This is a genomic window from Candidatus Baltobacteraceae bacterium, from assembly GCA_035502855.1.
GTDB lineage: Bacteria > Vulcanimicrobiota > Vulcanimicrobiia > Vulcanimicrobiales > Vulcanimicrobiaceae > Aquilonibacter.
The window spans coordinates 19,756-33,773 of sequence record DATJTX010000015.1 but is presented as its reverse complement, the minus strand read 5'-3'; the positions used below and the strand labels follow the sequence as shown (position 1 = coordinate 33,773).

Below are 14,018 nucleotides of genomic sequence, written 5' to 3'. Positions count from 1 at the left end.
CGGGGAATCTCGGCCCGCCGACGATGTTTATGCGGCCCATAATTTGGGGGCCCCACGAAGTGGGGGGCGCGTAGCCTGGGGCGGAGCGCCTTAGGATGTTCGCCGGCCACGGGTTGATGTGGTCCAACGTTTACTCGTCCGATAAGCCGCAGATTCGGCGCCGCGTCGAGTGGCGGCGTATCCTCGCGCTCTTCAGGCCGTACTGGAAAGAACAGTCGCTCGTCCTCGCCTTTATCGTGGTGACGTCGAGCCTGGGCCTTGTTCCGATTTACTTGACCGCGCAACTGATCGACGTGGCGCTCCCCAAGCATAGCTTTCGCGACCTGGTCATCTTTCTCGCGATATCGCTCGTTGCAACGCTGGTCTCGATGGCTCTGAACGTTGCGCAAGGGTATCTCAACTCGCTCGTCGGCGAAGGCATCATGCGCGATATTCGCACAAGCCTCGTCGCGCATCTCCACAAGATGCCGCTCTCGTTCTTCACCGGCACCAAGACCGGCGAAATCATGAACCGCGTCTCGAACGACGTCGACAACATCGACAACGTCGTTACGGGAACGATTACGACGATCATCACGAACGTGGTGATGATACTCTCGACGGTCGTCGCGATGTTTATATGGGATTGGCGAATGTCTTTGATTTCGCTCGCCGTCGTCCCCTTCATGATTTACCAATTGGGCCCGGTCGGGCGGCGCATGTACGGATTGCGGAAGCAGACTCGCGAGAAGCGCGACCAAATCGAATCGATTACGCAAGAGACCCTCTCGATCTCGGGAATAACGCTGATCAAATCCTTCACGCGCGAACGCTATGAGAAGTCGCGCTTCTACGCGATCGGCACCGCGCTCATGCACATCGAAATCCAGCTCGCCACCGTCGGCCGCTGGTTCCTCGCGACGCTGCAGGCGATGGCGACGATCGGCCCGCTGATCATCTGGCTCTTCGGCGGCTGGCTTGCCGTGAAAGGGGAGCTCCAGGTCGGCGTCATCGTCGCGTTCGTCGGGTTCGTGGGCGGCCGCCTGTACGGCTCGGGGGCCGCGCTCGTCGGCATACAGGTGCAGATCGTCAGCGCGCTCGCCGTCTTCGAGCGCATCTTCGACTATTTGGACATGAAGACCGAAGAATACGATCCGCCCGATGCGGTCGCGTTAACCGACATTCGGGGCGACGTGCGCTTCGATCGCGTGACCTTCGGTTACGATCCCGATCACTCGGTCCTGCACAATATCTCGTTCGAAATCAAGCCGGGCCAAGTCGCGGCGTTCGTCGGCCCGTCGGGCGCCGGAAAATCGACGATCACCCAGCTCGTGCCGCGATTCTACGACCCGCAGGACGGCCGCGTTCTCATCGACGAGCACGACGTGCGGAACCTGACGCTCGAATCTTTGCGCTCCGCCATCGGCGTCGTGACGCAGGAGACCTATCTCTTCCACGACACGATCGCGGCGAATCTGCGCTACGCCAAACCCGAGGCAACCGACGACGAACTGATCGCCGCCGCGCGCAGCGCAAACATCCATGACTTCATCGCAACGCTGCCCAAGGGCTACGAGACCGTCGTCGGCGAACGCGGGCACAAACTTTCCGGCGGCGAGCGTCAACGGCTCGCGATCGCCCGCGTGCTGCTCAAGGACCCGTGTATTCTCATTCTGGATGAAGCGACCAGCGCGCTCGACTCCCATAACGAGGCGGCAATCCAGGGAGCGCTCGACGTGGTGATGCGCGGACGAACCAGCCTGGTCATCGCGCATCGCCTCTCGACGATCGTCAACGCCGACGTGATCTTCGTCGTCGAGCACGGCCGTGTCGTCGAGAGCGGCTCACACGCCGTCCTGCTCGCCCGCAACGGGCCCTACGCGCGTCTCTATCGGACCCAGTTCCGGGATACAGCCATCGCAACGTAAAATAGAGCGGGCGTGCTCAGCGTTCGCAACCTTACCAAACGCTACGACAATCAGCTTGCCGTCGCCGATCTCACGTTCGAACTCGCGCCGGGTGAGATCATCAGCGTGCTCGGTCCCAACGGCGCCGGCAAGACCACGACCTTCCTCATGCTCTGCGGGCTCGTGCGCCCCACCGCCGGGACGATCCTCTGGAACGGCAGCGCGATCGGAGCGCAGCGCGGCCGCACGATCGCGCTGATTCCCGAAACGCCCGAGGTCTACGGTGCGCTCACCGTTTGGGAGCACGTCGTTTTCGTAGCGCGCAGTTGCAACGTGCCGGGAGGTTGGGAAACGCGCGCGGAGGAGTTGCTCGAGCGTTTTCACCTGAGCGATCAGCGCGATACGGTGGGTGCGCGCCTCTCCAAGGGCATGCAACAAAAAACACTCATCGTCGCGACGTTGATTGCCGATCCGCCGGTGTTGCTCTTCGACGAGCCGATGATCGGGTTGGATCCGGCCGGCCAGCGCGAACTGCGGGAAGTGATCGCGGATCTGGCTCGCGGCGGTAAAACCGTCGCCGTCAGCACCCACATGCTCGACGCGGCGCGCGCGATGAGTGAGCGTACGCTGATTTTGAAAGCGGGCTCGAAAATTTTCGACGGATCGCTCGCCGGGCTCGCCGGCGAGGGCGAAGACCTCGAAAGCGCTTTCCTGCGGATCACCGCGTGAATTCGCTCGGCGCGCTCTGGTATCTCGATTCGAGGCGCGCGCTGAACTTGGCGCGCACGATCGTGCGCACACCCATACGCCTGATCACATGGGTCTTCTTCGGGCTTTGGCTGGGCTTCACGTTGTGGCGGCGCACGAAGACGATGAGCGGCGGCGCACTTCCCGATTTGGGCGAGCCGTTTGCAACCGGTTTCGCCGGCGCGATCCTCGTATTCGCCGGCGTCTTGTGCGCGATGGCCGTGCGCACCGGTCGAGTCCGCGGCTTCGTCGAACCGGCCGACGCGCTATTTCTGGTTCGTTCGCAGATCCCGGAACGGCTGGTCGCAACGTGGATCTACGGCCGCTCGTTCATCTTGACGTTCGGCCTGAGCGTCTTTTTCTTGGCGTTCATGGTCGCATTCTACGCTCGCAGCCACGTAGCGGGCGCCATCCTGGGCATCGCAGGCGTCCTCTTGTCCATCGAGATGCTGCGCATCCCGTTGTCCTGTCTCGCGCGACGCGCTCCGTGGCTCGCGATCGTCTGCTACGCAATCGCCGCCGCGGGCTTTTTGATTATCCTAGCCGATGTGGCGCCGCTGCTTTCCCCGAGCTTCGCACCACTTCAAATCCGCGTCGTTGCGTTCGGCCTCGGCAGCATGCTGTTAGCGCTCTGGCACGGCGCACCGGCGATCGTCCTCGGCGTGTATCTCTTCGCGCTCGCGGCGCTGGCGATCGGCTGCGCGTTGGCAGTCGACATCTACCCGGATCTCTATACGTCGGGCGTGTTTGCCGCTCGCGTGCGCTCGCGCATGCGGCGCGGAATCCCGGAGATCGGCACCGCGTACGCGGGCAAGCCGGCGAGGTCGGGAACGACGCGCCTGAGCGGCCCATGGGTCGAGATCTGGAAGCAGCTCATCTTCTTTCGGCGCGGCCGTGGCCCGACGTTCACCGCGATATTGTTCGGCCTGGGGATCGTGTGCGGTCTGGTCGCGGGCATCGCCGGCTGGAGCAATCCGGCGAATTGCGTCGTTCTCTTTTCAACGGTGATGCTGATCGTCGCCGTGTTTCTCTCCACCTGGAGCATCTCGCTGGGTTCGGACCTCTCGAAGCCCATCTGGTGGATGGGTAGCGGCAGCACGTTTTCCAAACTTGCGGCATGGACGATCGGAAGCACGATACCGGCGATCGTTCCACTCGTGTTGGCAGCGCTCATCGGCGGCGCAATCGGGAACCGGGCCGCGCTGCTTCCGATGGCGGTGGCTGCCTGTGTGATCCCGCTGGTGATGCGCGGAATCGGAGCGCTCACCTACAGCTTCTTGCCGAACAAAGGCGATCAGCGAGGCATCGTCGCCATCTTGCGAATGGTGATCGTGTATGCGGTCGCCATCCCGGCTGGTGTCATCGGCATCGCTGTTGGAATCGTGGTTCGCTCGGCAACGGTCGGCGGCGTGACAGCGATCCTCGTATGCGGCCTCGAAGGCGCGCTCGCGCTTGCGATCGGGGCGTGGCGCATCGGCGGGCGAGGCGTCGAATTCGCGCTCGCCGAGTCGACGTAACGTACACGTAATTTATGTGTAGAGCGGTTCGATCGCGCCCATCTTTCCGGAGCGAAAGTCCGCGAACGCCTGCTGCAACTCCTCGGGCGCGTTCATGACGAAGGGACCGTAGCGCACCATGGGCTCTTCGATCGGTTTTCCGGTCAGCATCAGAAACTCGAGCGGCTCCCGGCCCGGGTTTTCGACGGCAATCTGCTCGCCGCCGCGGTCGAAGACGATCGCCGCACGCGCCGGATGGACGCGTTCGCCGCCGAATCGCGCCTCGCCCGACATCAGATACGCGATCGCGGTGTAGCCGTCTTCGACCTGATGCTCGATGCGCGCTCCCGGCTCGAGGCGATAGTGAACGAAGCCGATCGGAATGCGCGTTTGCGCGGCGCCCGCGACACCTTGCGCCTCGCCGGCGATCACCCGCGCCCACGCACGTCCGTCGTCACTGCGCCAAAGCGGAATCTGCGCGCTGCGCACGTCTTGGTAGCGCGGCCGCACGAACTTGTCGGACTTGGGCAAATTGATCCAGATCTGGAAGCCGTGCTGGCATCCGCCTTCACGCATCATCCGGTTCGAGGGCATCTCGGAGTGCACGACGCCGGCACCCGCCGTCATCCACTGAACGTCGCCGGGGTGGAGTTCGCCGCGGTGTCCGCCCGAATCGGCATGCGCGGACTCGCCCTCGATCATGTAGGTTACGGTCTCGAAACCACGATGCGGATGATCGGGCGCGCCGATCGCTTCGCCGGGTGCATACTGCACCGGGCCAAGCTCGTCGATCAGCAAGAACGGATCGACCTGCATCACCCCTTCCACCGGAAAGGGCCGATGGACCAAGAAGCCGCCGCCCTCGTGGAAGTCCTGGGCCGGCAGCACCAGAGAAATCTTACGCTGTGTCATACCTCTCATAACCCGCCGCCGGTTGCGGCGGGTTCTTAGGCGACTGCGGCCGGCACCTTCATCTCGTGCGGCGGATGCGGCACGTGCAATTTGGCGCCCGTCGCGGCTTGCACGTCGTCGACGGTCAAGCCCGGCGCAACCTCACGCAAGACCAAGCCTTGCGGCTCGACGTCGATCGACGCCATGTCGGTGATGATCTTCTGCACCACGCCCTTGCCGGTAAGCGGGAGGTCGCAGCGCTCCACGATCTTGTGCGCATTGCCCTTGGCGACGTGTTCCATCATGACGATGACACGCTTGGCTCCATGGACGAGATCCATCGCGCCGCCCATCCCTTTGACCAGTTTGCCCGGAATCATCCAGTTCGCCAGATCGCCATGCTCGGAGACCTGCATCGCGCCGAGGACGGCGAGATCGATGTGACCGCCGCGAATCATCCCGAACGAGAGCGCGGAGTCGAAGAACGACGCGCCGGGCAGTACGGTGACGGTCTCTTTGCCGGCGTTGATCAAGTCGGGGTCTTCCTCGCCTTCGTAGGGATAGGGCCCCATGCCCAGGATGCCGTTCTCGCTTTGCAGCGTGACCGTCACGCCGGGCGGCACGTAGTTGGGAATGAGCGTCGGCAAACCGATGCCGAGGTTGACGTATTGGCCGTCGCCCAGTTCGAGCGCAACGCGCGCGGCTAGTTGAGTTCTAGTTAGAGGCATGGTGGTGAATCCTTCGACAAGCTCAGGATGACAGGTTTCACGATAGCTTTTTGCGTGTCGTCACGCGTTCGATACGTTTTCCACCGGGACCGACTTTGACGATTCGCTGCACGAAGATACCCGGCAAGTGCACCGCTTCCGGATCGATCTCGCCCGGCTGAACCAGCTCCTCGGTTTCAACGATCGTGATCTTTCCGGCCATCGCGCAGAGCGGATTGAAGTTGCGCGTCGCTTTGTGAAAAATCACGTTGCCGGCCGTGTCGGCGATCGACGCACGCACCAGCGCAAAATCGCAAACGATGCCGAGCTCGAGCACGTAGTCGCGCTCGCCGAAGCGGCGCGTCTCCTTCTTCGGCGACGGCAGCGCCACCGAGCCGTCGGCATTGTACTTCCACGGCAGTCCGCCGTCGGCGACCGGCGTGCCCACGCCCGCCGGCGTGTAAAACGCCGGGATGCCGCACCCGCCCGCGCGCAGGCGCTCGGCCAGCGTGCCCTGCGGAACGAGTTCCACCTCGAGCTCGCCGCTCAAAAACTGGCGTTCGAACTCCTTATTCTCGCCGACGTACGAGCCGGTCGTGCGGCGAATGCGCTTGCGATCGAGCAGTACGCCAAGGCCCCAGCCGTCGACACCGCAGTTGTTCGAAACCGTTACGAGGTTGCTCGCGCCTTGCTCCAACAGCGCTTGAATCAGGTTGTGCGGAATGCCGTTCAAGCCGAAGCCGCCGACGGCAAGCGAGGCACCGCTTCGAATGTCCGCGACCGCCTCCGCGCAGCTCTGGAACACTTTGTTCATGACGGGCTATTGCGCCGAGGGACGGAACGGCTCCCTCCCGCGTGGAAACCTGCTCCATGAGCATTGCACCCCCTCGCACCACCGCCTCCGATGAAGAGGCCATGATCGAAGAGGCCATGATCGTCGCCATGGTGCGCGAACTGGTTGCGGAAAAAGTCGCTCCGCGCGCCGCTGAGATCGACGAGAGCGGCGAATTCCCAACCGACATCAAAGAACTCTTCGCGCAGAACGACCTGCTCGGCATTCCGATTCCGGCTGAATACGGCGGACTCGGCGGCACGTTTTTGACCTACGTCAAAGTCGTCGAAGAGATCGCCAAAGCATGTGCCTCGAGTTCGCTGATCGTCGCCGTTCAGGAGCTGGGGATGCTGCCGATTTTGATCGGGGGCAGCGAAGAGCAAAAGCAGCGTTTCCTTCCCGACATCGCTTCGGGCAAGAAGATCGCCGCGTACGCGCTCACCGAGGTTTCGAGCGGCTCGGACGCACTCGGTTCGATGCGCACGCGCGCGGAACGCAAGGGCGATAGCTATCTGCTCAACGGCCAAAAGATTTGGATTACCAACGGCAGCGTTGCCGACGTCGTCTGCGTTTTCGCGGTGACCGATCCGCAAGCGGGATCGCGCGGCGTTTCCGCGTTCGTCGTCGAAAAGGGCACGAAGGGTTTTAGCGTCGGGAAGAAAGAGAAAAAGATGGGTATCCGCGGTTCGCCGACCGTGGAACTCGTCTTCGCCGATTGCGAAGTACCGGCCGCGAATCGTTTGGGCGAAGAAGGCGAAGGCTTCAAGATCGCGATGAAGGTGCTCGACAAATCGCGGCCCGGCATCGCGGCGCAAGCGCTCGGCATTGCGGCCGGCGCGCTCGACTACGCGACGAATTATGCCAAAGAGCGGATCGCTTTCGGCAAACCGATCGGGCAGCATCAGGGCGTCGGCTTCATGCTCGCCGACATGAAGACCGAGGTCGAGGCCGCGCGCCTGCTGCTCTACGAAGCGGCGCGCAAGTGCGACGAAGGCGCGTCCGACGTTTCGCTCTGGGCCTCGATGGCCAAGCTGAAATGCGGCGACGTCGCGATGTCGGTCACGACCGACGCGGTGCAGGTTCTGGGCGGCTTCGGGTACTCGGCCGAGTACCCCGTCGAGCGTATGATGCGCGATGCCAAGATCACGCAAATTTACGAGGGGACGCAGCAGATCCAGCGCCTGGTGATCTCCCGCGCCATGGTCGGCAAAGGAAAGTAGCAGCCAAGCGGCCGAACTTCTTCGGCCGCTGTTGCGTTTTAGGACGTGACGGAGACTCGGTGCGGCGTTCGGACGCCGCAAGACGCTCCCGTAATTTGCTACGGAAGGAGGTTTCCCATGAAGAAGACCCTCGCAGCGCTGCTGGCGGCCGCATTCCTCATGACGGTGCCGGCCCTGGCTGCGCCGTCGCCCAAGCCCAGCCATCGACCGGGCCACTCGAATAGCTCGTCGTCGCATTCGATGAAGTCGAATTCGATGCACTCGATGAAGTCGACGCATCCGACCCCGAAACCGACCAAGAAACCGTAACCCCGTTCTCATCCATCCCTATAGCGGCGCAGTCGTACGACTGCGCCGTCATTTTTTGGTAGCCTAGAGGCGATGGCCGACCCTCTGAAGCCCGAGTTCACCGCCCAGAATCCGATCGTCGAAGCCGCATCGCGCATCCGCGCACGGCGCGAGATCGGCAAGGTTATCGACGCCGAATCCGGCGCGCAGCTGCCCGCGGCCGAGGACGCGGAAGCGGCGCTCGCGCTCTTCCACCGCAGCTTGCAGGACGGGGCCAAACGCCTCAACGCAATCCTCGGCGCGGGCGCAGTGAGGGTCGTGCGGCTGGAGCGGCCGCTGCGCGTACGGGTACGCTTCGGTGAGAAGCGCGTTTCGCTCGATCTCGAGCCGGTGCAGCAGCTCGTGCAGGTCAGCGGCCTGGGCCTCGACGGCGAATATCAATTCGACTTGAGTTCGCCCGTCCCGTCGCTCATCAATATCTCCAAGATCTCGACCGAAGCCGGTTACGGAGAGGCGGTCACCGCTTCTTCTTTGCTGAAGTCGATCGCGCACGACGCCGAACTTCCCCGCCCGACACACCTGGGCGGGTCCGGCCCGCTGCAGTTGTAGCGTTCATCTTCGCGATGATCGGCGGCGTCGGACAGATATCGTTCACCGGACACTGACCGCAGAGCGGCGTCGGCGCTTTACAGATCGCGCGACCGTGCAGAATCAGCCAATGCGAGGCAAACCGCCACTTTTCGCGCGGCACGAGCGCGGTGAGGGATTCTTCTACGCCGAGCGGCGTGGTCGCAGTCGTCAGCCCAAGCCGATGCGCGACGCGAAAAACGTGCGTATCGACGGCCAGCGCTGCGTCGCCGAAGGCGACCGACATCACGACCGAGGCGGTCTTGCGGCCCACTCCCGCAAGCGATTCCAGGGCTTCACGATCGTTCGGAACTTCGCCGCTGAATTTGTCGATCAGATCGCGCGCCATACTCACGATGTTCTTTGCCTTCATGCGAAAAAAACCGGTCGACCTGATGATGCGCTCGACGTCGGACACCTTCGCTTTGGCCAGGGCCTGCGCCGTCGGATATTTCGCAAAGAGCGCCGGCGTGGTGATGTTCACACGCGCGTCCGTGGTCTGCGCCGAGAGAATCACCGAGACCAGCAATTCGAAGGGGTTGGTATAGTGCAGAGCCGTCACCGCGTGCGGGTAGGTGCGCTCCAAAATCGCGAGCTCTTGCTCGGCAATCTTGCGTGGGACGACCTTCTTCGGAAACGGAATCTTCGCCATAGCCGCAGACGGTTTTTCCGCCTCTAGTTCGAATCCCATGCCCAAATGACGTTTTCGGGACCGGCCGAGGCAAACGCTCGAGCTATCGAACTACGCGCACGAGGGCGTCTCCCCGAAGCGGTCGCCACGCTTCGCGAGGCCATGACGCAGTTCTCGAAGGTCGTCGCCCTTCATCAAAACCTCGCGCAAATGCTCTACGAGTCCGGCGATACCGCCGGCGCAATCGCCGAACACCGCGCGGCGCTCTCGATCGGAGAGAGCGCTGCATCGCATCTCGCGCTCTATGAATTGTTGCAGATCACCGGCGAGAGGACGGCGGCGCTCGAACATCAGCGCGCCGCTCTGCGGACCCAGCGCCTCTTCTCCCGCGTTGCCCCGCGAGAAACGCGCAGCGTGCTCTGCCTGTGCGCCCCCGGCGATTGGCAAGCCAATATCCCCGTCGATTTCCTCTTCGATCCCGAAACGACCAGCGTCCACAAGCTCTATCTGCTCGACGAAACGCACGTGCTCTCCGACACCGTTCCGCGTTACGACGTCGTTTGGAACATCATCGCCGAGTCGCCCGAAGCGCTGCAGTATCTGGCGCTGGCCAACTACTTCATCCGCAAGCAAGTCAAGCCGGTTATCAACGCTCCGGCCTACGTGATCCGAACGGCTCGCCCGCTGCTTGCCGACACGCTTGCGGGAACCGGCGCGCGCGTGGCGCCGGTAACGATCGTCGAGCGGGGGCGGCTGGCGAACGGCCCGTTTCCGTATGGCTTTCCGGTCATCGCGCGTCCGGTCGGTTCGCACGCCGGTCACGGCCTCGCGCGCCTCGACGCGCCCGAAGCCGGGTCGCCGTACGTGAAGGAGCATCCGGCCGAACGCTATTTCGTGAGCCCCTTTCTCGATTATGCCAGCACGGACGGCTATTACCGCAAGTACCGCCTGGTCTTCGTCGACGGTGTGCCGTACCCGGTACACCTCGCAATCTCGCCGCAGTGGATGATTCATTACTACAACGCGCCGATGGCCGAGCACCAGTGGATGCGCGATGAGGAAGCGGTGTTTCTCGAAGATCCGCGGACCGTCTTCGACGGGCCGCGGTTCGAAACGCTGGTGAAGATCGGCGCTGCGGTCGCGCTCGAGTACTTCGGTATCGACTGCGGCATCGATCGCGACGGAAACGTCCTGGTCTTCGAGGCCGACGCCGCGATGCTGGTGCATACCAGCGATCCGGTCGACCTCTATCCGTACAAACATCGCTTTGTGCCGCGCATCTACCGCGCGGTCGAACAGATGATCGACCGCCGCAAAGCGAGCTGAGCGAGCCCGCGCCGTCTGCCGATACCTAAAGAACCATGAAGCCGGCCGACCTCGCCGTCGTGGGCGGAGGACTCTCCGCGACCGCACTCGCCTGCGCGCTTGCCGCGCGCGCCGGCCCCGCATTTCGCGCGCTCTTCTTCAACCGGGGCGACCTCGGCCCCGGTACGGCGTACGCGCCCCAGTCGGCGAGCCTGTTGATGAACGGCCCCGTCCGCGCGATGTCGGCGGTTCCCGGCGACGATCGTCATCTTGCGCGTTATCTCGTCGACGAGCCGGGCGATGCGCTGATCTGCCGGGCTCGCTTCGGCGCGTATCTGCGCGCGACCGGTGCGAACGCGCTCGCGGCGCATGCGGGCTTACGCCATGAACGCGTCGAGATCGTCGATATCGAACGCGCCGGCGAGGGTTATCGCCTCACCGACGAAGGGGGGCGTGGTTACGAAGCGCGCAACGTCGTGCTCGCGCTCGGCAATCTTCCACCCGACGACCGCTTTCTGCCCGAGCCGGTGCGCTCGCATCCCGGCTACGCCGGCGATCCTTGGACGGTCGACATCACGCGCTTCGATCCCGCCTGCGAGGTCATTGTGATCGGCAGCCGCTTGACCGCGATGGACACGATCGCGCTGCTGGACGAACGTGCGTTTCGAGGACGCGTGCATATCGTCTCGCGCCACGGGCTCTTACCGCTGGTCGAAGACACCAGCGTGCGCGGCGTCGATGCGGCATCGCTCGATTTGGATGCGCGTACGCCATATACGTTGCTTCGCTCGCTGCGCCGCGCAGCCGCCCGTCATCCCGGTGACTGGCGCGCGATCGTCGAAGGTTTGCGCCCGATCACGCCGGCGATCTGGAGCGACTGGAACGTGCGCGAGCGCAAGCGCTTCTTACGCCATCTGCAATCGATGTGGGCGATTCACCGCTACCGCGTGCCGCCGGCCACGCATGCCGCGTACGCGCGCATGAAAAGTGAGGGCCGCATCAACCTTTTACGGGGACGCGTTTGTGGCGGGAAGACCGACGCTCGCGGGATGACGCTGACCATCGCAACCGCTTCGGGTTCGCTCGATTTGCACGCGGACTACGCGATCAACTGCACCGGCCCCAACGCCGACCTGCGTTCGGCGGCTCATCCCTTCGTACGCAATGTACTCGCCCGCGGTCTGATGCGTCCCGATCCGCTCGCACTCGGCGCGGATGTCTCGAGCGAGTATCGCGTGCTCGATGCAAACGGCACTGCCCAGCCGCATCTCTTCGCGATCGGACCGCTCCTGCGCGGCTTGTGGTACGAGACGACCGCCGTCAACGAGATCCGCAGGCACGCCGCCGCAATCGCCTCCGCGCTACTTGAGGTAGCTCTCGATCCAACCGGACCACCGCCGGAACACGTCCAGCTGCCGAACGGGATCGCCCGGAAAGTGTCCTGAGACCGGATAGGCCCAGAACTGCACGGTGGTTCCCCGATCCTTCAGCGCGTGAAAGAACTTGTACGACTGCACGATCGGCACGCGATCGTCACCCACGTCGGCGAGGATAAGCGTCGGCGTCGTCACCGACCATGCCGCGCTGATCGGCGACTGCGCGATGTAATTTTTCGCCAAGCCTCGCACGAACGGTGAACCGAACATCTGGAAGCGGTCCTGGACGCCGTTGTCGGCCAGCGCGTATTCGTCGATGAGATCGTCGACCGCAGCGCCGGAGACCGCGGCTTTCCAAATGTGATAGTGGCCGATCATCCACGATGTCATGTAGCCGCCGTACGACCAACCCGATACGGCGATGCGCGAGGAATCGACCTTATAGCTCCGCTCGACCGCGGCAATTCCGGCCATCACGTCGCGGCCCGGACCGGCGCCCGAATCATTGACGATGCCGTACCAATACTTCGCGCCGAGGTTGTCGCTGCCGCGATAATTGGGATTGAAGACGACGTACCCGCGCGCGGCCAGCACCTGATTGAACCCGTTGAACGCGGTGATCGACGCCGAGTTCGGGCCGCCGTGGATCACGAGCACGAGCGGATACGCTTTGGCGGGATCGTATTGCGGCGGCAACGTCACCACGCCGTCTTCGGCGTAGCCGTCGTTGTGCCAATCGATCGCGTGCACGGCGCCGAGATTCAAGGCGGCGATCGCGTCGTTGTAGCCGGTCAAGCGCTCCGGCGCCGCATCCGGTGCGCGCATGTAATAGAGCTCGCTCGGATGATCGGCCTCGCTGCCGGCAAACGCGATCGCTCCCGTCTTGGAGACCGACGCGTCGAGCCAGAAAAACTGCGAGGGCTGGACACCGTGCAAATCGAGCTGTTCTGCTTTGCCGTCGAGCGATTTGATCCAGAGCGCGGCGTCGGTGGCCTTGTGCCCGGCGATCAGCAGGCTCTTCGAACCCGGCATCCAGATCGCGCGCACGACGTTGGTATCGATGACGTCCGAGGTCACGTCCGAACCGTTGCCGCCGCTCGCCGGCGCGACGTAGATCTCGTTGACCGCGGCCGGGTCGCCCCCTTGCGGATACCAGTAGTCGACGTATTTTCCGTCCGGCGAGTACTCGCCGAAACTCTCGAGCTTACCGTGCGTCGTGAGCGTGCGGATTGCGCCGCTACGCACGTCGAGCGCGCAAATGACCGCGCCGTCGGAATCGGCGTCGTAGGCATTGGGCATCTTGGTGAAAACGATCGTCCTTCCGTCGGCCGACCATGAGATCGGCGGCCCGGGCGAACTTGGCGGCTGCGCCGACGGCAAACTCCAGCTTCCGCTGGTGAGACGTTTGGACGCGTGCGTTCCGTCGGCATTGAACGCGACCAACCAGATGTGGTTGCTGGTGGGCGCCGCGCGATCGGTGTAGGCTTGATCGCCGACCGTGAACGAGTCGAGGTGCTTTGCGATCGACTTCTTGTTAGCCGGTTCATCCGGAGCGACGAAAGCGATCGCACCGCCGTCCGGACGCCAGGCAAATTCCTCGACGCCCTCCGGCGCATCGGTTACGGCGATCGGGTCGCCGCCCCGCATGTCCATCACGAAGATTTGCTGGTGCGCATCGTCGCCGCTGCCATAGCGGGCCAGAAACGCGAGCTTGGTTCCATCCGGCGACCAGGCCGGAGACGAAAGCTGCTTGCGCTCGAAGGTGAGCGGACGCGTCGTCTTGCTCGCCAGGTCGTAGAGTTCGAGGGTGGCGTCGTTTTCGTCGGTCGTGAGATTTTCGCGGGTGAGGATGAACGCGATCTGCTTGCCGTCGGGCGAGATCGCAACGTTCGAGACGCTCGCGATTTTTGGGAGATCGTCGAGCGTTATCGTCCGCGGCGCCGCCGAGCCGGTCGCCGCCGTCGCCAGCGCGAGCAGCAGTGAAGTAACGAGCCGTTTCATTCTCTCTCCTC

Annotated in this window: 13 protein-coding genes; 8 read left to right on the top strand and 5 right to left on the bottom strand. The window is 63.6% G+C overall.

What is annotated here, in order from left to right:
* The first annotated feature begins 95 nt into the window (after positions 1–95).
* From VMF11_03025 to VMF11_03015, 3 genes are read left to right on the top strand one after another with little or no spacing between them, the layout of a single operon-like run.
* Complete coding sequence (locus VMF11_03025) at positions 96–1,907, top strand: ABC transporter ATP-binding protein (GenBank protein HTU69270.1); 1,812 nt, start codon at positions 96–98, stop codon at positions 1,905–1,907.
* Positions 1,908–1,919: 12 nt separating this feature from the next.
* Positions 1,920–2,615, top strand: coding sequence for an ABC transporter ATP-binding protein (locus VMF11_03020; GenBank protein HTU69269.1), 696 nt, complete (start codon positions 1,920–1,922; stop codon positions 2,613–2,615).
* A complete protein-coding gene (locus tag VMF11_03015; GenBank protein HTU69268.1) occupies positions 2,612–4,150 on the top strand; it encodes a putative ABC exporter domain-containing protein in 1,539 nt (512 codons plus the stop codon). Before VMF11_03020 ends, VMF11_03015 begins: the two co-directional genes overlap by 4 nt.
* Before the next feature lie 12 nt (positions 4,151–4,162).
* On the opposite strand, the gene VMF11_03010 is transcribed toward VMF11_03015, so the two are convergent.
* From VMF11_03010 to VMF11_03000, 3 genes are read right to left on the bottom strand one after another with little or no spacing between them, the layout of a single operon-like run.
* Positions 4,163–5,017, bottom strand: coding sequence for a pirin family protein (locus VMF11_03010; protein HTU69267.1), 855 nt, complete (start codon positions 5,015–5,017; stop codon positions 4,163–4,165).
* A 59-nt stretch (positions 5,018–5,076) separates the two neighbouring features.
* Complete coding sequence (locus tag VMF11_03005) at positions 5,077–5,748, bottom strand: CoA transferase subunit B (protein HTU69266.1); 672 nt, start codon at positions 5,746–5,748, stop codon at positions 5,077–5,079.
* A gap of 37 nt (positions 5,749–5,785) precedes the next feature.
* The gene (locus VMF11_03000; protein HTU69265.1) at positions 5,786–6,541 is read right to left on the bottom strand and encodes a CoA transferase subunit A; all 756 of its coding nucleotides are present in this window, start codon (positions 6,539–6,541) and stop codon (positions 5,786–5,788) included.
* Between the two features lie 56 nt (positions 6,542–6,597).
* Between VMF11_03000 and VMF11_02995 the strand changes: the two genes are divergently transcribed.
* The 3 genes from VMF11_02995 (at position 6,598) to VMF11_02985 (ending at position 8,676) form a co-directional block, all read left to right on the top strand.
* Positions 6,598–7,779 carry an acyl-CoA dehydrogenase family protein gene (locus VMF11_02995; GenBank protein HTU69264.1) on the top strand — a complete coding sequence of 394 codons (1,182 nt, stop codon included), beginning with the start codon at positions 6,598–6,600 and terminating at the stop codon, positions 7,777–7,779.
* Positions 7,780–7,896: 117 nt separating this feature from the next.
* Entirely contained in the window at positions 7,897–8,088 is a 192-nt protein-coding gene (locus tag VMF11_02990; protein ID HTU69263.1) for a hypothetical protein, read from the top strand.
* Positions 8,089–8,160: 72 nt separating this feature from the next.
* Positions 8,161–8,676, top strand: a complete 516-nt coding sequence (locus VMF11_02985; GenBank protein ID HTU69262.1) for a hypothetical protein — start codon at positions 8,161–8,163, stop codon at positions 8,674–8,676.
* On the opposite strand, the gene nth is transcribed toward VMF11_02985, so the two are convergent.
* On the bottom strand, positions 8,585–9,346 hold the full coding sequence (gene nth / locus VMF11_02980) for an endonuclease III (GenBank protein ID HTU69261.1): 762 nt from the start codon (positions 9,344–9,346) through the stop codon (positions 8,585–8,587). The two genes, VMF11_02985 and nth, sit on opposite strands and share 92 nt — an antisense overlap.
* 45 nt (positions 9,347–9,391) lie before the next feature.
* On the opposite strand from nth, the gene VMF11_02975 reads away from it, so the two are divergent.
* On the top strand, positions 9,392–10,651 hold the full coding sequence (locus tag VMF11_02975) for a tetratricopeptide repeat protein (GenBank protein ID HTU69260.1): 1,260 nt from the start codon (positions 9,392–9,394) through the stop codon (positions 10,649–10,651).
* Positions 10,652–10,686: 35 nt separating this feature from the next.
* Positions 10,687–12,075 carry an FAD/NAD(P)-binding protein gene (locus VMF11_02970; protein HTU69259.1) on the top strand — a complete coding sequence of 463 codons (1,389 nt, stop codon included), beginning with the start codon at positions 10,687–10,689 and terminating at the stop codon, positions 12,073–12,075.
* On the opposite strand, the gene VMF11_02965 is transcribed toward VMF11_02970, so the two are convergent.
* On the bottom strand, positions 11,992–14,007 hold the full coding sequence (locus tag VMF11_02965; protein HTU69258.1) for a S9 family peptidase: 2,016 nt from the start codon (positions 14,005–14,007) through the stop codon (positions 11,992–11,994). The genes VMF11_02970 and VMF11_02965 overlap by 84 nt on opposite strands.
* Positions 14,008–14,018 lie beyond the last annotated feature (11 nt).

What these genes read in the sequence shown, in the direction of transcription:
- VMF11_03025 (HTU69270.1), top strand. Translation starts at nt 96, where the DNA reads ATGTTCGCCGGCCACGGGTTGATGTGGTCCAACGTTTACTCGTCCGAT.
- VMF11_03005 (HTU69266.1), bottom strand. Translation starts at nt 5,748, where the DNA reads ATGCCTCTAACTAGAACTCAACTAGCCGCGCGCGTTGCGCTCGAACTG.
- VMF11_03000 (HTU69265.1), bottom strand. Translation starts at nt 6,541, where the DNA reads ATGAACAAAGTGTTCCAGAGCTGCGCGGAGGCGGTCGCGGACATTCGA.
- VMF11_02995 (HTU69264.1), top strand. Translation starts at nt 6,598, where the DNA reads ATGAGCATTGCACCCCCTCGCACCACCGCCTCCGATGAAGAGGCCATG.
- VMF11_02990 (HTU69263.1), top strand. Translation starts at nt 7,897, where the DNA reads ATGAAGAAGACCCTCGCAGCGCTGCTGGCGGCCGCATTCCTCATGACG.
- VMF11_02985 (HTU69262.1), top strand. Translation starts at nt 8,161, where the DNA reads ATGGCCGACCCTCTGAAGCCCGAGTTCACCGCCCAGAATCCGATCGTC.
- nth (HTU69261.1), bottom strand. Translation starts at nt 9,346, where the DNA reads ATGGCGAAGATTCCGTTTCCGAAGAAGGTCGTCCCACGCAAGATTGCC.
- VMF11_02975 (HTU69260.1), top strand. Translation starts at nt 9,392, where the DNA reads ATGACGTTTTCGGGACCGGCCGAGGCAAACGCTCGAGCTATCGAACTA.
- VMF11_02970 (HTU69259.1), top strand. Translation starts at nt 10,687, where the DNA reads ATGAAGCCGGCCGACCTCGCCGTCGTGGGCGGAGGACTCTCCGCGACC.
- VMF11_02965 (HTU69258.1), bottom strand. Translation starts at nt 14,007, where the DNA reads ATGAAACGGCTCGTTACTTCACTGCTGCTCGCGCTGGCGACGGCGGCG.